General features: G+C 61.7%; 15 protein-coding genes and 3 pseudogenes. 9 read left to right on the top strand and 9 right to left on the bottom strand.

Translation table 11 applies throughout. The features are described 5' to 3' along the window. Positions 1 to 1,429: 1,429 nt before the first annotated feature. Both AB0323_RS10565 and AB0323_RS10560 read right to left on the bottom strand, forming a co-directional pair. On the bottom strand, positions 1,430 to 1,759 hold the full coding sequence (locus tag AB0323_RS10565) for a helix-turn-helix domain-containing protein (RefSeq protein ID WP_366177274.1): 330 nt from the start codon (positions 1,757 to 1,759) through the stop codon (positions 1,430 to 1,432). After that, a pseudogene (locus AB0323_RS10560) lies at positions 1,695 to 2,471 on the bottom strand (IS110 family transposase); the annotation flags it as partial. The pseudogene AB0323_RS10560 and the gene AB0323_RS10565, both read right to left, overlap by 65 nt. Positions 2,472 to 3,132: 661 nt before the next feature. Here AB0323_RS10560 and AB0323_RS10555 point away from each other — a divergent pair. Further along, complete coding sequence (locus tag AB0323_RS10555; RefSeq protein ID WP_366177273.1) at positions 3,133 to 4,155, top strand: LacI family DNA-binding transcriptional regulator; 1,023 nt, start codon at positions 3,133 to 3,135, stop codon at positions 4,153 to 4,155. Positions 4,156 to 4,230: 75 nt separating this feature from the next. On the opposite strand, the gene AB0323_RS10550 is transcribed toward AB0323_RS10555, so the two are convergent. After that, the gene (locus AB0323_RS10550) at positions 4,231 to 5,487 is read right to left on the bottom strand and encodes a M20 family metallo-hydrolase (protein ID WP_366177272.1); all 1,257 of its coding nucleotides are present in this window, start codon (positions 5,485 to 5,487) and stop codon (positions 4,231 to 4,233) included. 354 nt (positions 5,488 to 5,841) lie between these two features. Between AB0323_RS10550 and AB0323_RS10545 the strand changes: the two genes are divergently transcribed. The 4 genes from AB0323_RS10545 (at position 5,842) to AB0323_RS10530 (ending at position 10,569) form a co-directional block, all read left to right on the top strand. Next, positions 5,842 to 6,564 (top strand): aspartate/glutamate racemase family protein, encoded by a 723-nt coding sequence (locus AB0323_RS10545; protein ID WP_366177271.1) that lies wholly within the window; start codon positions 5,842 to 5,844, stop codon positions 6,562 to 6,564. A gap of 56 nt (positions 6,565 to 6,620) precedes the next feature. After that, on the top strand, positions 6,621 to 7,562 hold the full coding sequence (locus AB0323_RS10540; RefSeq protein WP_366177270.1) for an N-carbamoyl-D-amino-acid hydrolase: 942 nt from the start codon (positions 6,621 to 6,623) through the stop codon (positions 7,560 to 7,562). 67 nt (positions 7,563 to 7,629) lie between these two features. After that, on the top strand, positions 7,630 to 9,009 hold the full coding sequence (hydA, locus tag AB0323_RS10535; protein WP_366177269.1) for a dihydropyrimidinase: 1,380 nt from the start codon (positions 7,630 to 7,632) through the stop codon (positions 9,007 to 9,009). Between the two features lie 87 nt (positions 9,010 to 9,096). After that, on the top strand, positions 9,097 to 10,569 hold the full coding sequence (locus AB0323_RS10530; RefSeq protein WP_366177268.1) for an NCS1 family nucleobase:cation symporter-1: 1,473 nt from the start codon (positions 9,097 to 9,099) through the stop codon (positions 10,567 to 10,569). Positions 10,570 to 10,676: 107 nt separating this feature from the next. Here the strand turns inward: AB0323_RS10530 and AB0323_RS10525 are convergent, their stop codons facing one another. Beyond that, complete coding sequence (locus tag AB0323_RS10525) at positions 10,677 to 10,886, bottom strand: FUSC family protein (protein WP_366177267.1); 210 nt, start codon at positions 10,884 to 10,886, stop codon at positions 10,677 to 10,679. A gap of 8 nt (positions 10,887 to 10,894) precedes the next feature. On the opposite strand from AB0323_RS10525, the pseudogene AB0323_RS10520 reads away from it, so the two are divergent. Together AB0323_RS10520 and AB0323_RS10515 are read left to right on the top strand one after the other, a co-directional pair. Further along, positions 10,895 to 11,306: pseudogene (locus AB0323_RS10520) on the top strand (transposase); the annotation flags it as partial. Between the two features lie 1,202 nt (positions 11,307 to 12,508). Next, on the top strand, positions 12,509 to 12,631 hold the full coding sequence (locus tag AB0323_RS10515; RefSeq protein ID WP_366177266.1) for a hypothetical protein: 123 nt from the start codon (positions 12,509 to 12,511) through the stop codon (positions 12,629 to 12,631). 44 nt (positions 12,632 to 12,675) lie between these two features. Here AB0323_RS10515 and AB0323_RS10510 read toward each other — a convergent pair. Continuing rightward, a pseudogene (locus AB0323_RS10510) lies at positions 12,676 to 12,792 on the bottom strand (hypothetical protein); the annotation flags it as partial. Positions 12,793 to 13,014: 222 nt separating this feature from the next. On the opposite strand from AB0323_RS10510, the gene AB0323_RS10505 reads away from it, so the two are divergent. Beyond that, complete coding sequence (locus AB0323_RS10505) at positions 13,015 to 13,410, top strand: STAS/SEC14 domain-containing protein (protein ID WP_366177265.1); 396 nt, start codon at positions 13,015 to 13,017, stop codon at positions 13,408 to 13,410. A 372-nt stretch (positions 13,411 to 13,782) separates the two neighbouring features. On the opposite strand, the gene AB0323_RS10500 is transcribed toward AB0323_RS10505, so the two are convergent. The 4 genes from AB0323_RS10500 to AB0323_RS10485 all read right to left on the bottom strand — a co-directional run bounded on the left by AB0323_RS10500 (position 13,783) and on the right by AB0323_RS10485 (position 19,757). Beyond that, entirely contained in the window at positions 13,783 to 14,166 is a 384-nt protein-coding gene (locus tag AB0323_RS10500) for a DUF2306 domain-containing protein (RefSeq protein WP_366177264.1), read from the bottom strand. Between the two features lie 787 nt (positions 14,167 to 14,953). Beyond that, positions 14,954 to 16,642, bottom strand: coding sequence for an S-layer homology domain-containing protein (locus AB0323_RS10495; RefSeq protein ID WP_366177263.1), 1,689 nt, complete (start codon positions 16,640 to 16,642; stop codon positions 14,954 to 14,956). 499 nt (positions 16,643 to 17,141) lie between these two features. After that, the gene (locus tag AB0323_RS10490) at positions 17,142 to 17,597 is read right to left on the bottom strand and encodes a hypothetical protein (protein ID WP_366177262.1); all 456 of its coding nucleotides are present in this window, start codon (positions 17,595 to 17,597) and stop codon (positions 17,142 to 17,144) included. Between the two features lie 276 nt (positions 17,598 to 17,873). Continuing rightward, positions 17,874 to 19,757: an O-antigen ligase family protein gene (locus tag AB0323_RS10485; protein ID WP_366177261.1), complete on the bottom strand. Its 1,884-nt coding sequence runs from the start codon at positions 19,755 to 19,757 to the stop codon at positions 17,874 to 17,876. A gap of 221 nt (positions 19,758 to 19,978) precedes the next feature. On the opposite strand from AB0323_RS10485, the gene AB0323_RS10480 reads away from it, so the two are divergent. Next, positions 19,979 to 24,035, top strand: a 4,057-nt coding sequence (locus tag AB0323_RS10480) for a carboxypeptidase-like regulatory domain-containing protein (RefSeq protein ID WP_366177260.1), incomplete at its 3' end; no start/stop codon positions are given.

The following is a 24,035-nucleotide window of genomic DNA, read 5'->3' as shown; positions in this document are numbered from 1 at the left end:
GGCGGCGTCGGTCGTGGTCGTTAGGCTTCGGCGTCGTTCTGATACGGGGACCGCTGCTGGGCAGGAGGGGCCGGAGTGCAACTTGGGGAACCGGCAACGATTCAAAAGTTCGTGAGGAAATAAGCGGAGCGCCGAGCGAAGTTTTGGATTGAGGTCGGCGCGAAACGCCCTGGTTGAGCGGAGGACCCGCCCAGCGATGATCGAACATCAGAACGACAAACAGCGAAGATTCCCTGGCAGTCCGTCGTCAACGGCGTGCGGCCCGGCACGACATCGGGTCCGCGCCCCCGCAGGGAAACTAATGTCCGACATGAGTGCCGGAGAGCCCATCGAGCGCGAATTCGGCGAAAAGACAATGTTCCGCGCTCGACTGGGACGGCGGGACCTCGATCGCTGTACGGTCGTAACCAGCTGGCGGGTGAGAACCCGTCGGTCTCGCGCCACTCCAGCGCTTTGCTGCGTGAACACGGGAGCGCCGCATCCCCCTGATGGACCGGCTAACGACTATGAATTAACGCCAGACGCGCAGGCCGAACCTGACGGTCGCAAGAACTTATGGACGTACAGCGCGCAAACGACAGAGACCTTTGATCACGACCCCGAAACGGTGTGGGCGCTCATACGGGCCGCCGAGAGCGCCATCCTGCTCTCAGACGCCCAGCGCGCCTTCACCGTCCCCGGAACACCAACCGGTGTAGGAGAACAGCAATGCATCATCGGACGCGACGGCACCGTGTCCATCATCGAAGTCATTGGTGAGGAGACCCCTAGATGGGCCGCGACAAGGCCTGTCACACCCGACAAGACAAACAGCCGATCCACCTACACGCTTGAACCGACGCCAACAGGATGCACCCTGACGATGGGAATCGTCATGGAACTGCCTACAGGCTTCAAATTTGCCGAAGACCCGGAACAGTGGTGGGAGTCCCACGCACGCACCTATCTGAAGCGAGTGAAAGAAGTCCTTTTCCGCCCGACAGGGATGACCTTCTCCGAGGCCGCGCTCGAACTGGCACGACCGGAATCCGGGCGAAAACCCACAGATTCTAGACACCCAGAAGCTCCCACAGCTGTGGATGCGTCAGGGAGTACGTCGTGCACCGCGGCGCCTCAACAATGCGCGCCCCAGTACAGAGTTCGACCGCAAGCCGGTAAGGACTTCGAGAGATCGCAACGTGAAATGCTCCTTCCCCGCGCAGGCACTGTTGTTGGATGGCGACAAACGGCGTTGCGCCTCACGTGTGCGGCCCCGGCAGGCCTGACAGGGCCACAAATGATCGGTCCAATGGCGAATCGGACCACAGCGATGTCCGGAGGTAGTCTGCGGCTGCCCCTCATGTGCTGAGGCCATGTCCGTAAGGTCTCCAGATACAAGACGATCCAGCCGATGCAGCATGGCACCTGTCAATGCTTGTTTGCTCAGGCGCTAGGGGATCAGCGACTCCCGCAGCTGTTGCAGGGCAGCACGAACTACGGTCTCGGATCGGTGGATCTCCCTCACGTTCATCCCGGTGAACTCTTTGACCGCACGGCGCATGCTTTGGACGTTGGTGAATCCGCACGATGTCGCAATTTCTGAGTAGGTGATTTTTTGAGCGTCTGCCTGCAGGAGGAGCTCCAGCGCTCTGCGCGTTCTCAGGGCGCGTATACGCTCACCCAAGTGGAGTTCTTCATTCTCGAAAAAGTAGAAAAGGGAGCGACGGGAGAGCGAGACGAAAGGGTGCGGTCGCCTCCTCGATCCTGGCGCTGAGGGCATCGATGTCGGCAGTGTGGGCGTCGATGCGGTGCAGATACAGTTCCGCCATGTAGCGGTGGCGGTCGCTGAACCTGCCGGTGAGCGCTGCGGCCAGCTCGGGGATCTTCGCTCGCATCCGTCCGTGGGCCAGCTCGGCCAGGACGGCTGGGTCGTTCTGCCCCTCGATCAGGCCCTGCAACATCAGGCGCCCGGAGAGCCCGGTGATGTCCGAGGCCACCCAGGACAGCTCGATGCACGCGTCCTCGAGCAGCTTCTCCAGCCGCTGGATTTCCAGGGTGCATTCACTGGTGATGATGGTCCTCGCCCGGGTCAGGTCCCGCAGTTCACGGATCGGCGGCGGGGGCAGGAAGGAGGCCCTCACCAGCCCTTGGGTTCCCAGATCGGCCAGCCAGGCAGCGTCGGAGACATCTGTTTTGCCGTCGCCCCGGTAGGTGCGGGCGGCGTGGTAGACGGTTCTTCCTGGGATGTAGATCAGTGTCTGGTTGGGGGCTTCGAGCAGGCCGATCAGGAGCGCGGCGCCGCCTCGGTTCAGATCGGTGGCCCAGAGGATTTCCCGGGCTGCCGCGAGGGACTGGACGTCGGTGAGAAGTTCGGTGAGTGCGGCTTCGTCGTTGGCTACATTGCGGGAGAGCAGCCGGTTTCCTTCATCGTCGATCAGTACCCTGTGGTGATGAGCTTTCCCGGCGTCGATGCCGGCCCAGAGTTCAGGCATGTATCCCTCCATCGCGGTGTCCTGTTGTGGGGCCCAAACGGATGGCCACGCCGTCGTGTCCTTACATTGCGATCGGGTCGCTTTTCTCAATGAGCGGTCGTGCCATCGCGGGGTGTCCGGGCGGCCATTCCTTCGGAGCCGTGACGCAAGGTCCAGCGTTTAGCTTTTAGCCATACCAGGCACCCCTCGGTTGGTCGAGAGCCTACAACGCCCCCAATCCAGCCTCAATCACCTGCGAGGAGATAGGTTTTGCCGTGCCCCTGTTGCTCCTATAGACGTCAAATCGATCGATGTCTGCGAATGCCAACCGGATTAAGGACCACTGAGACGGCCTGACCAAGGACATCCTCAAGCAACAAACAAGTACTCTCCACTCATGATCGGCGGTGCAGACTGTGGCTACGGTGAGCGCGTGGAGGTCGATCGACTACGACCAAAGGGGCTTCCCGCCCAGTGGAAACTTAATTGGGGGCGAATGCATCAGCGACTTGACGTTCCCGCCCGCGTTTCAGACTTGGAAGCGGCCGGTCAACACGACTGTGAGTCGTTGGGCTATTGTGAAAGCACAACTAGGCTGGGTGGTTCGCCCTGTATCAAGAGCGGACTATAGGCCGCAACCGGCTGGGGGCATGCCGCTCCCCAATAAGTTCCGAAGGGAGCCATGTCGTTACTTGACGATGGACCCAGGCTGACTTTGAAGGAGATTGCAAGTCGGGCTGGAGTGCACATTTCCACCGTGTCGCGGGCGCTTAAGGAACCGAGGCGCCCGACAAAGAGCAAAACCACGACCGCAATCCGAGAGATTGCCGACTCCCTTGGGTATCAGCAAGACGGTTACGCCTCGGCGCTCAGAACCGGCAAAGCCCGGACAATCGGGGTCTTGGTCCCTCGGTTCACTGATGTTGTCCATGCCTCTATTTACGAGGGAATCGACAAGGCGGCCGTAAGCGCGGGGTATAACACTGTGGTGTCCATCTCGCGTGATCAAAGCGCTCTGCAGTTAACGTGCCTCGCCACGCTGCTGAATAGGCGGGTGGAGGGAATTATTGTCCAGGACGCCCGGCTGGGAAGTGAGGTGACTCGTATCCTCAAGAAGAAACAGATCCCTTACCTTTTGGCCATCCGCACGTTGCCTGGAGAATTGTCGGTTTCCGTCGATGATGTCGAAGGCGGTCGTCTGGCGGGCGAGTACCTCATTGATTGCGGGCACAAGAAGGTGGCGGTTATTAGCGGCGATCTCGCCGTGAGTACCGGCAGGGATCGCCTTGAGGGCTTCCTCCTCGCTTTTCGGCGTGCGGGCATCGAGATCCCTCCGGCGAATATTATCGAAGCAGGGTTCAGCCTTGCTTCCGGCAGGGAAGCCGCCGATCGCCTCTTGGGCCTCGCAGAAACCCCCACGGCGATCTTCGCCTCAAACGACTTCACAGCCGTCGGGGTAATGGCAGCCTTGCGCCACGCCGGTTTGCGCGTCGGCGAAGACGTCGCCGTCGTCGGTTACAACGACGTCGAGCTGGCCGCGCAGCTGCCCGTGCCGTTGACTACAATCCATTCTCCGCTTGGCAAGATTGGTGAATTGAGTTTCTCCACCTTGCTTTCACGGATGCAGGGCGAAGAGGTTCATTCCATCAAGATATCTCCCCAGCTGCGCGTCCGGGAGTCGACCTCGTTGTGGACGCCTCGTTAGGCGATGCAAGCCTGATTCCTGAATTCCGGAGGCAAGGCACCCCGAAATGTGAGAGCGCGGGCGGGGTGAGAGTGCCTACCGGGTGATCTCGGTTCGATCGAGTTCCTGTATCAACGCGAAGAAGGTCTGTATGCCGCGGCCGATGTCGATGAGGTCCGTCCATTCCTCGGGACAATGACTGCGTCCGGCCTGCGAGGGAACGAACACCATCCCCATCGGCGAGATGTGGCTCAGATGCGCGGCATCGTGTGTGGCGCCACTGGGAATTGCTTCCCAGCTGAAGCCGAGCGACTCGGCGGAACGGGAGATGACATCCTGGATGGTTCGATCTGCCAGCGCGACTTCGTTGTCCGGCCACCACATCGCCTCCACGTCAACACCATATTGGGCAGCACTGGCGCGGATCTGAGCCGTCAAGCGCCGTTCGGCCGTCGTAAGCCAGTCCTGGCTGGTACTTCTGATCTCTCCCCTCAGCTCCACCCTGCCTGGTACGACGTTGAGGGAGTCCTGTTGTGAGATCAAATGGGTCGTCGTTCCGACCGACCCGGCCGGCGCTCCGCAGGTTTCATGGCGGATCGCGAGCACAGCCTCTGCCGCGGCCACAAGGGCGTCGCTGCGTTCCTCCATTCGCCGGGTACCTGCATGGTCCGGCCGGCCCCGAAAGTCCAAAAGCAGACGCTGAATGCCGGCGATACCCGTCACGACGCCGATGTCTTTGCCCGCCTTCTCAAGCTCGCTGCCCTGCTCGATGTGCAGCTCCACGTATGAATGCCAGGAACCTGGCCTAACGGTAGCGCCGAGCATGGCACCAGGGTCTAGCCCGAAGCGCTCATAGGCCTGGCCGAGCGTAGCTCCCTCGAAGTTTTTACGCTCGAGGTCCTCCGGTTTCAGCTGACCCACGAGTGCCCTGCTGCCCAGACAGCCGATTCCGAAATTGTTGGGCTCCTCACCCAGGAAGTCCATGACGACGAGGGAACGGTAGAGATGCATCCCGTTTTCCCGGATTAGACGGATGATCTCCAGGCTTCCCAATACCCCCACGATCCCGTCGAATCGCCCGCCTCCGTCCACAGTGTCGGTGTGGGATCCGATGACGATGGGAGCAGCCAGCGGGTTCCGTCCGACGAGAACGCCGACGATGTTTCCAGCCACGTCAGTATGGACGTCGCTGAGGCCGGCCTCTGAGAACTGGCGAAGCATCCAGTCTCGTTCCGCACGGTACACCGGCGTGAATACCTGGCGTGTCCAGCCCGGTCTGGCGTCGTCGGAAAATCTTGCAAGAGCAAGCAATTGGTTCTGGATGCGCTCCAAAACGGGCTCAGGACTCTTCACTGGTTGGTCACCTCATCTGTGTTGGGCTCCGGAGAGCACCCATTGTCTGGCCGGAGACCGCCGGCGCGGGGCGTTTTGTCATATAAGTGTGAGCATATCGCAAACGTTTGCAAGTGAGCCGCGAGCCCTGCCTGCAGCGTCTTCCGCCGCAACCGCCCCGCTCGACGGCCTCGGTAGCGCATGTTTCCGCGATGTAACATCGTATTTCTGGGCGGTAAATATATGGCGAAACTCTGGATATGTGGCGCTCCGCCCCTTAGGCTCACTGACTAAAGTTGCAAACGTTTGCGGTGACGGAGTGCCCCACTCCGTCACCGGATAAAAAGCTGAGGACAGAAATTGCGGATTCTCGTCGTGAACCCTAATACCAGCGCCAAGATGACGCATGAGATCGGACTGGTGGCGAAGGCGGCTGCTTCGCCGGCGTCCCAGGTGGTGACGATCTCACCTGAGCGGGGTGCGCCGTCGATCGAAAGTTTCGCCGAGGACATCATCGCCAGCTATCACATGTTCGACGCCGTGCTCTCCCGAGCCGGAGAGTTTGACGCCGTTGTCGTCGCATGCTTTTACGACCCGGGCGTCGAAGCCCTCAAAGAGCTGCTGGACGTGCCGGTCATCGGAATTGCGGAGGCTGCCATGCACGTCGCGTCATTGCTCGCCCCGAAGTTTTCGGTCATCACCGTATTGAAACGAGGAGTCCACCATGTGCACGAGGTGGTGCGGCGGGCCGGCCTCGAAAGTAAATGCGCCTCGGTACGGGGAGTGGAGTTGGGGGTTCTCGATATCGAGGAGGACTGGGGGAGGGCGCGGGCAATGATCGAGGCCGAAGCCCGCGCTGCCATTCGCGACGATGGCGCTGAGGCGATCGTCCTGGGATGCGCCGGCATGGGGCCCCTTGATAAAGAACTCCAAGAATCTTTGGGCTTGCCCGTCGTTGACGGGGTCGCCTGTGCCATACCGCTCGCGGAACTCTGCCTCAACTATGGGGTCACAACAAGCAAGACGGTCACCTTTGCGGCACTCGCTTCCAAGGACTCGGACTCGCTTGATCCCGTGCTTGCAGGTGTCTACGGCTGACAGCCGCACCATTCATCGACCTATCAGGGCCAATAATAGAAAAGGAAGCACAACGAATGACTAAGAAAATCGGCATCGCGATCGCCCAGGTAGGCGGCATCGGCAAGGACGAAACGCGCACGGAGGTCGTCGAGCGCCTGATCGGCCTGCTCGAACAAGCGGCCAAGAGGCAAGCGGCGCTCGTCGTATTTCCCGAACTCACCTTGACGACCTTTTTCCCACGGTACTGGTTCGACTCCGAGACGGAAGCCGAAAGCTACTTCGAAGCCTCCATGCCGAACGCCGACGTGCAGCCCCTTTTTGACAGGGCCAAGGAACTGGGAATCGGTTTTTACCTGGGTTATGCCGAACGGACCGAGTCTGGCCAGCGCTTCAACGCCTCGATCCTGGTAGACCGATCCGGGGAAATCATCGGCAAGTACCGCAAAGTCCACCTGCCGGGCCACAAGGATTTCGTGGAAAATCAGCCGAACCAGCACCTGGAGAAGCGGTACTTCGAAGTCGGTGATCTCGGCTTCGGTGTGTTCGACTTTGACGGCATCAAGATTGGGATGTGTCTGTGCAATGATCGCCGCTGGCCCGAAGTGTATCGGGTACTTGCCCTGCAAGGCGCGGACCTGGTCCTCCTCGGCTACAACACCCCGGACTCCGTACCCGGATGGCAGGAGGAACCCCACGCCAAGATGTTTTCCCACCTCCTTTCCCTCCAGGCCGGCGCCTATCAGAATTCGGTCTGGGTAGCGGCCGCCGGCAAATCGGGTTTTGAAGATGAACATCATCTCATCGGCGGCTCCGCACTGGTCGCGCCCAGCGGCGAGGTCGTTGCAAAGGCGTTTACAGAGGGTGACGAGATCATCTTCGGAGAAGTCGACATCGACATGTGCCGCATGTATCAGGAGAGCGTGTTCAATTTTGCCGCTCACCGCAGGCCGGAAGAGTACGGGCTGATCGTAAGCCGCACAGGACGCGGCGAACCGCTGCCCGTCCCGGCGACCTGATGTTCCAGGATCTGCCTCAAGAGAACCGCAGGGGTTTCACTTCCCCATCCCCAGGAAGGCGTAAGAATTGAGCTATTTGCTTCTAAGCGGCGCGACAGTTGTCGGCGCAAGCGGTCGGCAGCTGACCGACGTACTCATAAAAGACGAAAAAATTGATGCCATCGGAGATCTCGATGAGTATTTGCCAGAGAGCGTCACCCGTGTGGATTGCAGCGGAAAGTTCTTGCTGCCCGGCGGCGTGGACGTGCACACGCACATCGACTCCCCGCTCATGGGCACAACGACGGCCGATGACTTCGTCTCCGGCACCGTTGCGGCCGCAACCGGGGGCACGACAACGCTCATTGACTTCGCACAGCAGCTGCCCGGTGAAGATCTGGCCACTTCCCTTGAGAAACATCGTGAAAAAGCCAAGGGGAAAGCAGTCGTCGACTACGGCTTCCACATGTGCATCACCAATCTCTACTCGGGATTTGAGTCGCACATGGGGGAGCTCACCCAGGAAGGGGTAAGCAGCTTCAAGATCTTCATGGCCTACCGGGGCAGCCTTATGGTGAACGACGGCGAAATGTACGACATTCTTCGCACGGCCGGTAAGTATGGAGCAAAACTCTGCGTTCACGCGGAAAATGGTGACGTCATCGACCGCATGGCGCGCGATCTGGTGGAGAACGGCCAGGTTGGGCCAGGCAATCATGAGCTGGCGCGGCCGCCTGCGACCGAAATCGAAGCAGTTGAGCGGGCAATTCGCATCTCGAAGATGGCAGAGGTTCCTCTGTACTTTGTCCACCTCTCAACCGACGGCGCCGTCGAGGCTGTCGCCCGGGCTCAGTCGGAGGGATGGCCAATCGGCGCGGAAACGTGCACGCACTACCTCACCCTGGACCGCGCCATCTACGACCAGCCGGGCTTCGAACCGGCCAAGGCCGTTCTCACGCCGCCTTTGCGTACACAGCGGCACCGCGACGCGCTCTGGCGCGGTCTCAACACGGGTGCTCTCAGCGTGGTCAGTTCCGACCACTGCCCGTTCTGCTTTGACGAGAAGCGGCGTCTTGGTGGCGATGATTTCCGGTCAATACCCAACGGCGGTCCCGGCGTAGAACACCGAATGTCCGTGATGTACGGGCTCGGCGTTGCACAGAACCGGATGACACTTGAGAAGTACGTCGAAGTAACCGCGCTGAACCCGGCGAAAACCTTTGGTCTGCATCCCCGAAAAGGCGAGATCACACCCGGTGCCGATGCCGACATCATCATTCTGGACCCCAAGGGAACCACACGCATCTCTGCCGGGACGCAGAAGCAGAACATGGACTACACCCTCTACGAAGGATTCACCCTTCCGGGGTCCATGGACGCGGTCTATTCGCGCGGCGAATTGATCGCCAGCAATGGCGAGTACGTCGGCAAAAGCGGCCGGGGCCGTTTTATCCCACGCATCCCCTGATTCCTTTTCCTTCCCTAACGCAAACTGCCAGCGAAAGCTGCCCCAAAGCCTTGATCCGCACATGTGCGGAACCACAGAGGAGTACTCATGACAACATCCCAATCAGGCCCAGGAGTCGTGGTTGAGCCCACCGCACTAAAGCCCGAAAGACACCCCCGCCTTTTTAACGCCGAACTCGCGCCGGAAAGCGCAACCGGAACGTGGAAAACCAGGAACATTTTTGCCTGGTGGATGTCCTCCTGGCACAGCCTGGGCGGCTACACGATGGCGATCGGCCTGTTCACCCTGGGCCTCAGCGGCTGGCAAATGATGGTCTCCCTGTCCGTGGGCGCAGTCATTCTCTTCTTCGCCGCCAACCTCAGCGGCATCGCGGGACAACGGGTGAAAGTGCCATTTCCGGTGTTTGCTCGGGCCAGCTTCGGCGTGTTAGGAGCGAACATCCCTGCGGTACTGAGGGCAATCGTCGCGATTGCCTGGTACGGCATTCAAACCTACCTCGCATCGACCGCGGGAATGCTGCTGCTGCTGAAAATGGTTCCGGCTGCAAAGGGACTCAGTGAAAGCAACTTCCTCGGCCTCTCGGCGCTCGGCTGGATTTGCTTCCTCGTTCTCTCCGCCCTTCAGCTCCTCGTCCTGCTGCGCGGCATGGAAGCTGTCCGCCGGCTGTCCGACTTCGCAGGCCCGGCAATCTGGGTAGCCATGATTGCTCTTGCGGTCTGGGTCCTCAACAGGGCGGGCTGGCAAGTCGACTTCTCGTACAGCACCCTCCCGCAAAACCCACTCGGTGCACAGACGATGGCCATGCTGGCAGGCGTCTTCCTCACGGTGGCATATTTCGCGGGCCCGATCCTGAACTTCGCTGACTTTACGCGCAACTCCCCTACGGAGAGAGACGTACGCAAGGGAAATGCCCGGGGGCTCCTCGTCAACGGCGTAGCGTTTTGCGTCATCACCGTTGTTATCGCCCTCGCGTCGGTGAAGGTATACGGAAAGGCCATCTACGACCCCATCGCATTGCTCGCCGACATCGACAGCGTGTTTATCCTGCTCGTTGCCATCATCGCCATTGGAATCGCCACGGCCGGCATCAACATCATTCTGAACTTCGTATCACCCGTTTACGACATGATAAACGTCTGGCCAAAGACGTTTACCTTCCACCGAGCCGGAATCGTAATCGCTGTTCTGGCCATCGTTATTACACCGTGGAACCTCTTCTCCAACCCGGTCCTGATCAACCAGTTCATCGGCGGTGTAGGTGCGCTGATGGGGCCCCTCTTTGGAGTCATCATGACCGACTACTACGTCGTCAACAAACAGAAAATCGATACGGAAAGTCTTTTCGACTTGTCTCCCCGCGGCCGGTACGTCTACAACAAGGGATACAACAGTAAGGCCGTCACGGCGCTCGTTGCTGCTGGAATTATCACGATCGCTGTGTCCATCATCCCAGGCCTGAGCAGCATCGCACCGTTTTCATGGCCCATCGGAGTCGTTTCCAGCGTTGCCATTTACCTTGCTCTCAACCGGATCCCCGTGGCCCAGATAACCGTCCGCTAAACACCATGGAGTATGGCTGTCGCAGGTGCGCGGTGTTAGCCGCGGCGGTCGCAAAAGATGAAGTACCTGTGGGGGACGCAGGCGAATGGGCCTGCGTCCCCTTAGTCCTATGTCTCGTCCGCGCTAGGCACCAGGGTCGCGGGCTCGTGTGTGGCCAGTACCACTGCGATGCCCGCTAGAGCGCCAATCAGTGTTTCAAGGCCGCGGTCGAGGAGGAGGGGACCGGGCTCTGAGGGGTGGGCCAGCTGGGTGATCACCAGAGCTAATGGCGTGAGGAAGAGCAGCGACAGGGCGTAGTATTCGTTCGGGGCAGGCACCGGGGAGCATGGATGCTTTGAAGGCGTCCGGCGCCTTTGATGAGCTGATGGCCCAGATAGATTCGGGTCAGCTGGAGCCGGATGGCAGGGACGGCTTTATCCAGCAGCTGATCAAGGCCTCGCTGGAACGAGGGCTGCAGGCCGAGCTGTCCGGGCATCTGGGGTATGACAAGGGAGACCCGGTCGGGCGTTTCCTGCCGAACGCGCGCAACCGATCGTACCCGAAGACCCTCGGCACGTCCGCCGGTGACGTGGACATGGCCGTCCCACGGGACCGTGACGGGTTGTTCACTCCGCATCGGCGGCCTGGATGACATGATCATCAGCCTGTACGCCGACGGGATGACGGTCCGTGAGATCGCCCATCATCTGGAATCGACCCTCGGCACGGAACTCTCGCACGAGACGATCCCCAAGATCAGGGGGTCCGGGACCAATGCGCCGAAAAGTAGCGCTAAGCCATTGTCGGATGGGGTACGGTAACGATCGTTCGCCTTACACTTCAGCACTTGAAACTCGCTGGACGAAAAGTTCCTAAGGCCCAGCCGGCGGCATGCGGCATCGGAGATCGTCAGCCATGAATGACCAACCGGCGAGGCTGCGGAATCCCTCTCGGCGGACAGGAGGAAGTAGCGGCTGTGAGGGGTTTCGGACGCGCGGCGGTCGGGCATTACTGGGGCCGTGATTGCAACCGACTCACCTTTAACTCACCTTAATCAGCGGCAACCAATGACAAATCATCGCCCATCGTTGACTGTAAAAACCCCGAGAATCCGGGCGAAAACCGCCGATTCCAGGTGCGCTGAGGTGTCTGAGCCTAAAGCGGGGGTCGTCGGTTCGAATCCGACAGGGGGCTCTCAATGGGGGTTTGACCTGCGGTTTTATTCCCGCGGGGTCGTCAAACTGGGCTCATTCGGACTTAACTCACCATAAACTCACCATTTTGAGTTTCAGGAACGGCCTCCGCGAGGGCGATTTTCAGCTCATCGACGGACCAGGCTGGGGCCTGAACGCGTCGAGGACTGCGCGCGTGTCCAGAGCTTCTTTGTACTCCTCGACGTAGTGCTTGGCCGTCATGGAGACCTGCGAATGCCATGCTGGGATTTCGGATGGTTCTGGATGGTGACGCCCCCGTTGCTCGTCCTGATGACCGTTGCATTGACGAAGATCGTGGGTGGATTGGATTCCAAGTCGAGGTCGTCCCAGCGCAACGCGAGGAGTTCGCCAGGTCTAACCCCGGTACTAATGAGGAAATCGACCATTTCGTGGAGCTCTTGCGTCCGGGTCCGGCCCAGGGCAAGGTTCCTTTTCCCAAGCGATCAACTTGGCCCGGAGCTCTTGGAATTGTGCAGCGTCCAGTGCTTGAGGCTTGGCCATTTGCGTCCTTGGGATGGACAGGCCAAGGACGGGATTGACGGACACGGCGTCGTGTCGGAGGGCAATTTTGAACATCCAGGAAAGCACCGCTCCGCAGGTCCTCGCCGTAGATGGTCCCGTGTAGTCGGCGACGTTACGAATGAAGAAATCGATGACGCCGGGAGACGCTTCTCTTCGCGCGCCACTGGTAGAAGGTCTGCTCGGGGATTTGGAGCTGTGCGCAAATCTCCTTTGGTGTCAGCCATTTGTCCTCCGCTGCCTCGATTGAGTTGCTGCGTTCTGGCATTGAATCCGCCCAGGACCTGAGGGTCCTGGACCGGATCGGCCGGTTGCTCGATACCGCACCCCGGCCCGACGTCCAGGCCTAGAGCCGGTTCCACCCCATTCAGCGCCACGCAAGGGGCCATTCATGCTAACCGTCTTGGAACCGGGGCCAAGCGGCAAGGGAGACGGCCGTCCGCGTTTTGAGGCGCTTCGCCTTGCGCATGGTGGCCCGGACGATGAAGTCTGAAACAGTCGCGTCCCCTGCGGCCGGCCTCGGTCTCCGTGGGGCCGTCGGTCCGGGCGTCTAGCCGGCGCACGTTTGGTCCCGGAACGCAGCCGGGTTGGATGCGGTGCGGGAACGACTGTGGGCAGTCCCGGAAAGTCTTCGTGTCCTTTCCCATGGGATTCTGGCCGCATACTTGTTCCATAACCCACTTTTATGTCGTGCAGTCCGCTAGCCTCAGTCTGAGGACCGATGGGGGCAATCATGCTGGAAATCGCGCTGACCTGCGCAAACGCAACTTTGAAAATGGGCACGGACGGTATCTTCCACCTGCGGTGGGCACCTGGTTCCAACGTGTCGTCGGCGGACGCTGATGCGGTCGTCGCGGCCGTGCTGGGAGTGACCGGAGCTAGCCTTCAGCCCATACTGGTTGAAGTCGTGGACGTGCGCATGAGTCCCGCGGCGAGGGAGACGCTGTTGGAGACGCGGTTTGTCTCCGCCGTCGCTCTGGTCGGGGACACGGTGGTCGACCGGGTGATGGCCGGGGCTTTACTGCGGAATCAGGAGTGCCCGCATGGATACTTCACCTCCGTTCAGGACGCCAGGGAGTGGTTGGGGCAGGTTTCTGTCCCTCACGAGTTGGAGGGGTCAGCTTCCTAGCAGGGGCCGGCGGCTGAGCGAGCACGGCCTTAGAGCGGAATAGCTGGCCCTGCTGCCGGCTATTCCGGTTTTCTACCAATTTTCCCGGAATCAACTATGTTCCGTGGCGGCATGAATATGGCAGTTTGATTCAGGAACCAGGTTGACATAGCCAGCGGCAGGCGATTCCCGTAATGATGTCTCGGATTCTTCGGGTTGAATCGGTGTATCCGAGTGAGTTACGAGACCGGTTGGCGATATCCCATCCGAACAGTTCTCGGTATGGTCCTGTCCGCTGGAGGCCCCGAGCGGTCCAAGTGTGCTTTGGGTTTCGCGAGGGTCGACACGCAGATGGACCTTCGGTTGAAGGGCAAGAGTTGACCGTTGATCTGCTCAGCGGGTGCTTGCGCGCGTTTTGTTGCCTGTCCGGGACTTGCTGATCTGGACCCCGCCGGTGACCGTGAGTGCGGCTGTAACGAGGAGGACGAGAATGAGGAGGGCCAGCAATGGAAAGTCGTTGATGGCGAGTTGGGGAATACGGCGCGTCGGGACGGCCAGCACACCGACGAAGGAGCCGATCAGGCCGAAGTAGCTGCCGGTCATGAAGCTGCGGTGTGCCCGGATGTTCCTTTTATGTGCGGCCCACAGGCCTGCGGTAAGCGCGCAGAATGTCAGCACAGATAAGCCGTGGAGCCAGTTGAAACCGCCATCGATAGTGCGGATGCCGAAAGAGGTCGGGACCACTACGTACATGGCTGCGGCCCAGATTCTGCCCACGATGCGATGGAAGTTTGCCGCCCTTGGTCCGTCGGATCAGGTTTACGGCGCCGAAGATCAGTGAGTAGCTGGCGCCAGCGCGTGGAGTGAGATCAGGATGGTCCAGGTGGAGGGCACATCCTGGAGCCTAGCGGACTTATTGGTCCGAGGAACTGACAAGGTTGTCCCGTCGCTCGCAGATTTCCCGTCGTTTCCAGAACGGTGACATCGGTTAGGCCATGGTTTGGATTTAATCCGCTCTGACTGATAGTTTCATATCGTTTGGCATTTAGCGAACACGAGACCAGGGGTATCTTGCCGGGTTGTCGCCACGGGTTTATGGGGGGCGTGGCGCCAACCCAGAGAAGGATCCCCGCGAATCCACAAAGGACCACCGCGGCTTGCCCGCGGTGGTCCTTTGTCTGACCCGCTTGACCGCGACCGGGTCAGTGAGGGGTTGGGGCGGCCACCGCACCAGGCTCGTCGCCCTGCTCAGGATATTGCGGGGACTCCGGTTCGGCAGGGCGCGTCGTGAGTTTGAACCGGACTGACGGCTGTGGGGCTTGAGCGGGCGGATCGGATGTCCACGGGGTCGGTGTGAAGGAACATGCGGCGCGGGGCGACGCCGGTCAACCGCACCCGGAGGATGGACGCGTCGGGGGTGACGGCGTCGATGGTGCCGGCGCAGGCCCGGTGTCCGTTTTCGGCCACCCTCCCCGGCTTGCCGGGGCGAAAATGCGTCGTGTTCGCGGACTCTGACCCGGCCGTCTCTCCACACACCGTTATCCAGGCACTCCCGGCTTGGGTGCTAGCTGCCGGGGTATGTCGTGTTGAAGCGGTACATGAAGGCGGCCATGGCGTTGCGGGCCACCGGCTGGAGCGGGCGGAAGGTTTTGATGCCGTTTCCTTCATCCCATCCTGTGCTGATGCCGGTGGACGCCAGCCAGCTTATTTCTGTTTTGAACGGGTTGTCCGGGCTGATGTCGGTGAACGTGGTGGTGGGTGTGAAGGCGGGGGTGTGGGCAAAGCGGTAGAGGAACGCTGCCATGGCGTCCCGGTTGACCGGTTCCAGGGGCCTGTAGGTCTTTGAGCCGTCGGGCTCTGTCCAGCCGGTGGATATTCCTTGGTTCGCGAGCCAGGTGATTTCTTTGTAGAACTGGTTGGTCGTGGCTACGTCGGTGAACGGAGACTGGGCGGGTGCTGTGAACGGGGGGCTGCCTGCCATCCGGTACATGAACGCGGCCATGGCGTCCCTGTTCACCGAGCCCAGGGGTCGGAACGTTTTCGTTCCGTTGGGTTCGGTCCACCCTGTGGTGATCCCCTTGGTGGTAAGCCACTGGATCTCTTTGGTGAACGGGCTGTTTGGGCCGATATCGGCGAAGCCGGAGGCTGCCGGGGGCAGCGCTATCACGGTCACGGTGTTGTAATCAGTGCCGGGTGCGTAAAGGGCCGACCCGTCCGGGCTCGCCACAATGTTTCCCGCCATGCCGGTCATGACTGTTAGTTCGGCTAGATTTCCTGGGAGGTTGCTCTTGCCGGTGGCAGGATCCACGTCCTGGATGGAGGTAATGGTGTGGCGTTCCCGCAGATCGAACCCACCGGTCCAGGTGTAGAGGTGCTTCCCGCTCGAATCCAGGGCAATTTTGTCGCTATTGGCGCCCAGCGTTGCATATTGAACGGTCCGGGCCACAGTGTTGGTTGCGGTATCGATGATAGCGAAACCGTTCCACACGCCTCCACCGACGTAGAGGCGGGTTCCGGAGGGATCCAGTGCGATGTTTCCGGGCGCGCCCGTGAGGGCGATGTCGGCGGTCAGCGAATTGGTTGAGGTGTCGATGACCAGGACATTGCCGCTGTTGCCATTCACCATGCTCGCGTACAGGCGGGTGCCGGCCTCGTTCATCAGGGCGTCCCGCGGCACCCCTGGAAGGTCAATGTCCGCGGTGACGGTGTTTGTGCTCGTGTCCACTATGGACATTCCGAAAAGGTGGCCTATGTAGAGCGTCTTGCCGTCCTTGCTGGTTGCCATCGTTCCCGGGTACGGGCCGACCTTGAATGTTCCTGCGGCAGTGTTGGTCGTGGCGTCGATGACGGTGACTGTGCCGTCATGGTTCGGGTCTTCGCTTTCAACGTAGACCCGCGTGCCGGCCCGGTTCACGGCGATGGAACGGGGCGATGGCGAGGTAGGAATCGTTGCCACAACGGCCTTCGTGGCGGTGTCGATCACGGAAAGCGTCGAGGAACCGGTGCTGGAGACGTAGGCGCGGGTGCCGGCCGGATTGAGTTTGAGGTCCGCCGGGCCCGCGCCGACCGGGATGATCGCTGCGATGGTGGGTGTGGGAGGGGTATCTGCTCGGGCGGACGGGGCCAGTGAGAGGCCGGACGCGGACGCGAGGACGGCCCCCAATGCCGCTGAAACCGCCACCATGGAGCCGGGTTTCTTCCGACGCCGTGTGCTCCCCGACGGGCCGTCTCCGGTCCGGGGGAATGTTGTCATACCAACTCGCATGTAATTGATGTCCGTTCTCGTAGTGCCACAGGAAAAGGGCACAAAGAGTCGTCACCAACATTTCATCCCCCGACGGCCGGATTACCTTGGGACAAATCCACAAATACTCCTGCCGGACGACAATCTACCAGTAGTAAATAAGGGTTCCTGAAGGTATGGACGCTTCCTGACTTTGCAGGCGCTTGCCGCGCATCATGCAGACCGAACTTCACCGGCACGGGTGCGCAGGGCATTGTTGGGTGCAGCCATGAGCCCGGAAACGATGCGGCTCGGTCCCTCAAAGGCAGGTAGTCGACATCACCATACGGGAGCAGCCGGCTAAATACTCGACACCGCCACCACATGCACCTTGCCCGGAAGGTCCTCGAAACGTACCTCAGCCACATTTGCCATCTTTGACTGCATTGCTGGCAAAGCAAGTAATGCGGTCAAAACGGCACCAATAACTACCGGGACACCCCTATGTCTTTCAACTCGGATGCGATCGTCACGGGTTTCTGTTTCTTCCGCCAGGGCATTTGCTGTCGAGATTGTTTATCGAGCGTGTACCCAGGTCTGCGACCCCTTGGTTCGCGGGGTTCTTCTGCCAGATGTCTTTGGGGGCCCAGGTGTTGGCTCGGATGGTGGTGTAGACGATGGCCCCTTGTATGTCTGCTTTTAGAAGGGGGGCGGTCTTCTGGTCCTCACCCAGCGGTCGGAGCTGGTCTCGGACGCTGGCCCAGTAGCCGGGGGTGTCCGTTTCGCCTGCCGGGGGGTTCAGGGCCTTGTTCACTGCCATGCACGTTTCCAAGAGTGTTAGTGCGGCGGTTCCCGGCGTCGGCCCGCTTGACGGCGGGGTCGTTGATGCTACGTTGGCCGCTGCTGGAGTTGCAGTGGTCGCGGGCGTCGAGCATCCCGTCAGGACGAGCATGGCGCCGGCTACAGCCAGGATTTCCTTCTTCAAGCTATTTCCCCCTTGAGCGTTTGCTGCCCCTGTTTCGACGAGGATTGTGAGGGGCGGCCTTGATGCCGAACCCTATCAGTCATTTTTCGGGGTCGGGCCAAGCCCCGTGTTGAGTGTAACGTCTGGGTGGGGCCGTGGGGGTGTGTATCACCGGGGGCTGCTCTGGACGTCATGAACTGCGCCTGCCTGACTGGGAGCTGTTGTTTTTGGCTTCCCCTGCTGGTTTGGTCCCGCGGGGTCATGGTGCCGGGGTCGGTGCGAGCAGTCGGTCGCGGGTCATTCAGAGGCCAGCCGGTCTGCGTGTTGTTGGGCTGTTTGGGAGCGGGGTTGGTCCCCGAGGCGGTTGTAGACCTTAGCCAGGACGTTCCAGGGCAACGGGGATTGGGGGTCCTGGGCGGCGGCGGTTTGGAGGTCCTCTATGGAAGAAGCGGGCTGGCCTAAGCCAAACTCCGCGATGCCTCGCTGAAGATGGAGGTCGCTGGCGACGGGTGTTCTGGCGAGCATCTCGTCGAGCCTTTGTTTCGCTCCCAGAAGGTCTCCGGTGTTCAGCTGCCCGATGGCCATGGCCAGGCCGGCTTCGAGCGATTCCGGGGTTCGCGCAAGGGAGGATTGGGCCCATTTCATGCTCATGCTGGCGGCCGCCGGGTCTCCGTCCGCGGCCCTGCCTGCGAACGCCTCAGCAGCGAGGAGGGCTGTGTCGCTGTCCCAGGGCCGTAACGCGGTGGCAAGAGCGAATTGCCGGTCAGCCTCGTCGATTCTTCCCTGGGCGGCCGCGTCAGTTCCGGCCCGCATGGGCCATTCGGCCACCGTGGCGGGAAGGGCCAGCACCAGCAGGACGACAGCAGCAGCGACTGCTGGGACCACCCGCCCGGGCCGCCTCCACACAGCCAAGGACCCGCTCTTCCCCAGAGCCGGTGCGCTGCCGGGAGCAGCGGGGACCGAGATGAGCGCACCGGTCATAAAGAGTGCCAGCGGTGTCGTTCCCGGGGACGTGAAGGCAGTCAGGAGGCAGAGCCCGTAGGCTGCGACTGCGGCCAGGCAAGAGCCGAGGAACCGTCGCTGCCCTACAGTGTCGGTCCGCCGGAGCCGGATCACGCCAAGGGCCACCACCGATATTGTCAGGACGGCAGCAGCGAGGAGAAGGGGGATACCTCCGGCGGCCAGTGCCTGGAGGATCCACATGTGGGGGGAATCCGGCGGGAATCCGGTGCCGACCTGGGCCCCCCAGGCCGCGTCGTGGTGCGCAGGGATGGCGTCGACGAATCCGCTCGGCCCCACACCGGTCCACAAGTGCTCCGCTATGAGCTGCAGGCTCTCCTGCCAGAGGAGCCATCTGCCGTTGACCGTGCCGGTGGTCAGCAGCCTGTCGCTGGAGGCGGGGATGAGCGCTACGAGTGCGGCGACCGCGACCACCGACCCGGCGATCCAGGCCAGAGAGCGCCAGCTGTAGCGCCGGCCCGTGCGCGCTCCCGAGAGTTCTGCCACCACCAGCACGACCAGCAGCCCGAGCAGAGCAGCTCGGGACCCCGACAGGACGGCAACAGCAGCGGCGGCCGCACAGCCGCATCTCGTGAACCAGCTTTTCGCGGCAAACGAGGGTCCAAGCAACGCGCCGAAGGCAAGGACACCGAAGAGTCCCTCATCGGTGGCGTTGCCAAGGGTGGCCCCCGGGCGGACATCCGCACCTCCGCCCAAGGGCCGCAGGCCACAGGCCTCCAAGACTCCGATGGCGAAGACGATCAGGGACGCAACGGCGAGAAGACGGTGCCACAGCAGGCGGGCGCTGGCATTCTCCTCGTTCTCCGGGCCGCCCAGCAGCTTGGCCCCAAGGAAGAGCATCGCCCCGTACACGACCAGCATCGGAAGCCCCTCGTACCGGGGCCACCGCCCGAAGAAGGCCCCCACGGGGTCCGGAGATTCGAGCACGGCGAGCCCAAAGATGCCCGCCCCGACGCCGAGCGCGATGAGGAACCTGCCAGGAAGCCGGCCCTGTGCCTTGGCTAACGCTGCCGGGATGACTGCGGCGACCAGGATGAGGACTTTCGGCCACGCGAAGCGGAACAATCCCCCAGGCAGGAAGACGAGCACCGAAGCAACGACCAGAGATAGAGCCAAGGGCGAGGACAGCTGGGATATGGCTCGTGGTCCTGGAATCGCCACCCACGTCCTCCAAGACTTTGTATTTCCAAATAAGTTCATATGAGAGCTGAATAGTATCAAAGCGGTAACGCAGGTGATACGCTCCTCTCGTTCGCGGCTCTGCGGACGCTCGATTGGGGGACGGGCTTTCCGTCACTATGTAACGGAAGGCCCTGAAAATGGACCAACAAACGACGCGACGTCGGCAGCGGAGGATCTCATTCCTCGGCATTTTACTGACCATGATCATCCTCGCCGGCGCCCTGCCTGCAGTGGCAGCCACGCCCGGGTCGATCAGCGGAAAAATCACCGTGCCAGCGGGAACTGATGCCACCCAGGTGCGTGTCGATGCCTCTCCCATCGCCGGTTCGGGTTCCTACCAGGATATGACCGTCAATGCAGGGGCCGATGGAAGCTATACCATCAGCGGGGTCTCGGCGGGGACCTACATCGTTTCTTTCTACGGTCAGCCGGCCGGCCTGGCTCAGCAGTGGTTCAACGGGTCGGGTTCGGCGTATACCGCGCAGCAGGTCAGCCTCGGTGACGGTCAGAACGTGGCGAACGTCAATGCCGCCATGACCGTTGGAGGCGCCATCACCGGTACCGTCAGCGCTCCTGCCGGCAGCGACCTGACGCAGATCTCGGTCGCGGCAGTGGATGTCACGAATTACTCCGTGTCTTCTGCGTGGGTCCAGGTCAACTCCGATGGGACATACCGTCTGGGCGGGCTAAACGGCGATTCGTACGTCCTCCAGTTCCAAAGCAGCATTCCAAGCGTTGCAAGCCAGTGGTACGGAGGACACGGCCGGACATCATCCCCGCCCGTTCCCGTCACCCTGGGCCAGACCGTGAATGGCATCAACGCGAACCTCGTCAGCGCCGCCTCAATCACCGGTACAGTCACCGTTCCGGCCGGCGTTGACCCGACACAGACCTATGTAACTGCGGTCCCCACTCAAACTTCCGCGACCGCTGAGTACAGGTACGCCTCGGTCGCCCCAGACGGGACCTACAAGATCACCGGTCTTCCCGCGGGTTCCTACAATGTCCAGTTCCAAGGTGGTTCCACCGGAGCTACCGACCAGTGGTACAGCAACCAGCCAACCCAGAGCGGCTCCCAGACTTTCACCCTTACCGCAGGGCAGGCAGTGACCGGGATCAACGCCACCATGCTTGTCGGCGCCTCCGTCTCCGGCACCGTCACCGTCCCCACCGGAGTGGACCCAACCCAGATCAAAGTGGGGGCGTTCGCCGCAAGTTCCGGCGGAACCTACAGCTACGGCACAGCCCAGGTGGCGGCCGACGGCAGTTACAAGATCATTGGTCTTCCCGAGGGCTCCTACGCCATCGAATTCATGGGTGGCTCAAGCGGAGCTGCCAACCAGTGGTACACCAACCAGCCTAACCAGGGCACCTCCCAAGTCCTCACGCTCGCGACCCGGCAGGCTGTGACCGGGATCAACGCCACCATGGGACTGGGCACCTCGGCCTCCGGATCCGTCAGCGTCCCGGCCGGTGTGGACCCGACCCAGGTCACGGTGACGGCGGTACCGGCAGCGGGCTCGAGTACCGCAGGCTCCGCCTCTACCCAGGTCACGGCCAATGGCACCTACACAATCCAAGGGCTTCCCGCGGGTGCCTACAACATCAAGTTCTCCAGTGGCTCCAGCGGAGCCCTCACCCAGTGGTACAGCAACCAGCCGAACCAGAGCAGCTCCCAGACTTTCACCCTTACCGCCGGCCACCCTGTAACGGGCGTCAACGCCACGATGGCCCTGGGAGCCTCCGTCTCAGGCACCATCATTCCCCCGGCCGGAGTTGACCCAACCCAGATCATGGTGACGGCAATTCCCGCCCAAGGGTCCAACACCCCCGAAAACGGGTACACCTGGGCTCACTCGGACGGGACGTACAAGATCCAGGGGCTTCCCGCGGGTGCCTACAACATCGAGTTCTCCGGCGGCTCCAGTGGAGCCCTCACCCAGTGGTACAGCAACCAGCCGAGCCAGAGCACTTCCCAGACCTTCACCCTCGCAGCTGGGCAGGCAGTGACCGGGATCAACGCCACCATGGCGCTGGGGGCCACCGTTTCGGGTACCGTCACGGTCCCGGCCGGCGTTGACCCGACACAGACCTACGTGACGGCAGTTCCCGCGCAGGGCTCCACCACCGCAGGCTACGGGTACGCCCAGGTCGCCGCGGACGGGACATACAAGATCACGGGGCTGCCCGCGGGTGCCTACAACATCGAGTTCACCGCCGGCTCCAGCGGAACCCTCACCCAGTGGTACAGCAACCAGCCGAGCCAGAGCACTTCTCAGGCCCTCACCGTCGCAGCTGGGCAGGCCGTCACGGGGATCAACGCCACCATGGCGCTGGGGGCCACCGTTTCGGGTACCGTCACGGTCCCGGCCGGTGTCGACCCGACACGGACCTACGTGACGGCAGTTCCCGCGCAGGGCTCCGCCACCGCCGGCTACGGGTATGCCCAGGTCGCCGCGGACGGGACATACAAGATCACGGGGCTGCCCGCGGGTGCCTACAACATCGAGTTCTCCGGCAATGACACCGGAGCCCTTACCCAGTGGTACAGCAACCAGCCGGACCAGAGCACCTCGAAGGCCCTTACCCTGACAACCGGCCAGGCAGTGACCGGGATCAACGCCACCATGGCCCTGGGCGCCACCGTTTCGGGTACCGTCACGGTCCCGGCCGGCGTCGACCCGACACGGACCTACGTGACGGCAGTTCCCGCGCAGGGCTCCGCCACCACAGGCTACGGGCACGCCCAGGTCGCCGCGGATGGGACATACAAGATCACTGGGCTGCCTGCGGGTGCCTACAACATCGAGTTCTCCGGCAATGACAGCGGAGCCCTTACCCAGTGGTACAGCAACCAGCCGGACCAGAGCACTTCCCAGGCCCTTACCCTGACAACCGGCCAGGCAGTGACCGGGATCAACGCCACCATGGCACTGGGCGCCACCGTTTCAGGTACCGTCACCGTCCCCACCGGAATCAACCCGACACAGATCTCGGTGATGGCGGTTTCCCCCCAAGGCTCCAGCACCGCCGGCTACGGGTACGCCGGCTACGCCACAGTCGGCCCCGACGGGACCTACAAGATAGTGGGGCTCTCCCCGGGGACCTACAACATCGAGTTCTCCGGAAATGACAGCGGAGCCCTTACCCAGTGGTACAGCAACCAGCCCAGCCAGAGCACCTCCAAGGCCGTCACCCTGACAATCGGCCAGGCCGTCACGGGGATCAACGCCACCATGTTGATGGGCGCCTCCATTTCGGGCACCGTCACCGTGCCCGCCGGCGTAAACCAAAGAGGAATCGAGGTCACGGCAGTTCCCGCCCAAGGATCCACCAGCAACAGCAATGGGTACGCTTGGGTCGGTTCCGACGGTACCTACAAGATAGTGGGGCTCTCCGCGGGGACCTACAACATCGAGTTCTCCGGCGGTTACAGCGGAGCCCTGGACCAGTGGTACAGCAACCAGCCAAGCCAGGGCACCTCCAAGGCTCTCACCCTGACAACCGGGCAGGCTGTATCCGGGATCAACGCCACCATGGCTCTCGGTGGAACCGTCAGCGGGAAGGTTTCCAGTCCCGCGGCAACGGCTGGCTATTATGACGTGCAGGTCATCGACTCCAGTGGAAAGACCGTCAAGGAATCCGGCACAAGCTCCGATGGGACGTACAGCGTCCAGGGCTTGGGAACAGGAACATACAAGGTTGCATTCAACCGAGCCAGCGGCTACTCAACCGCCGAGGCCCAGTTCTACAAGGGCGTCCCTGAGTCCACCGGCATCGGTGCAGGCACGCCAGTGTCGGTCACTGCAGGTCAGACTACCCCTAACCTGAACGCAACCCTGGCCGCGGGTGGAACGATCAGCGGCACGCTCCTTGGTACGACCGGTCAGCCGCTGGCCAACAAGCAGATCCAGGCGTACACCACGGCCGGGAACCTCGTCACCCGCGACGGGAGCACGGACAGCAATGGAAACTTCTCCATCGGAGGCCTGACAACTGGCCACTACCTCGTGAAGACCACGGCCTACCCGAACAAACCGCTCTACTCCGGCCAAGTCACCACCGAAGCCGCAGCCGTGCCCGTCTCAGTCACCGTGGGGAACGAGACTAAAATCGGTTCGCTCAGCTACGCCGCAGTCTCAGCCACCCCGAGCCCAACTCCGACTCCGACGCCGAGTCCGACCGCGACTCCGACGCCGAGTCCGACCGCGACTCCGACGCCGAGTCCGACCGCGACTCCGACGCCGAGTCCGACCT

This window comes from Arthrobacter sp. NPDC080031, from assembly GCF_040702485.1.
GTDB lineage: Bacteria > Actinomycetota > Actinomycetes > Actinomycetales > Micrococcaceae > Arthrobacter.
Note: the sequence above shows the minus strand (reverse complement) of the source record. Positions and strands in the feature narration are given on the sequence as shown.

Excerpts from the sequence above, each read along its gene's own strand:
- AB0323_RS10565 (WP_366177274.1), bottom strand. The coding sequence starts at position 1,759 with ATGCCCTCAGCGCCAGGATCGAGGAGGCGACCGCACCCTTTCGTCTCG.
- AB0323_RS10555 (WP_366177273.1), top strand. The coding sequence starts at position 3,133 with ATGTCGTTACTTGACGATGGACCCAGGCTGACTTTGAAGGAGATTGCA.
- AB0323_RS10540 (WP_366177270.1), top strand. The coding sequence starts at position 6,621 with ATGACTAAGAAAATCGGCATCGCGATCGCCCAGGTAGGCGGCATCGGC.
- AB0323_RS10530 (WP_366177268.1), top strand. The coding sequence starts at position 9,097 with ATGACAACATCCCAATCAGGCCCAGGAGTCGTGGTTGAGCCCACCGCA.
- AB0323_RS10505 (WP_366177265.1), top strand. The coding sequence starts at position 13,015 with ATGCTGGAAATCGCGCTGACCTGCGCAAACGCAACTTTGAAAATGGGC.
- AB0323_RS10495 (WP_366177263.1), bottom strand. The coding sequence starts at position 16,642 with ATGACAACATTCCCCCGGACCGGAGACGGCCCGTCGGGGAGCACACGG.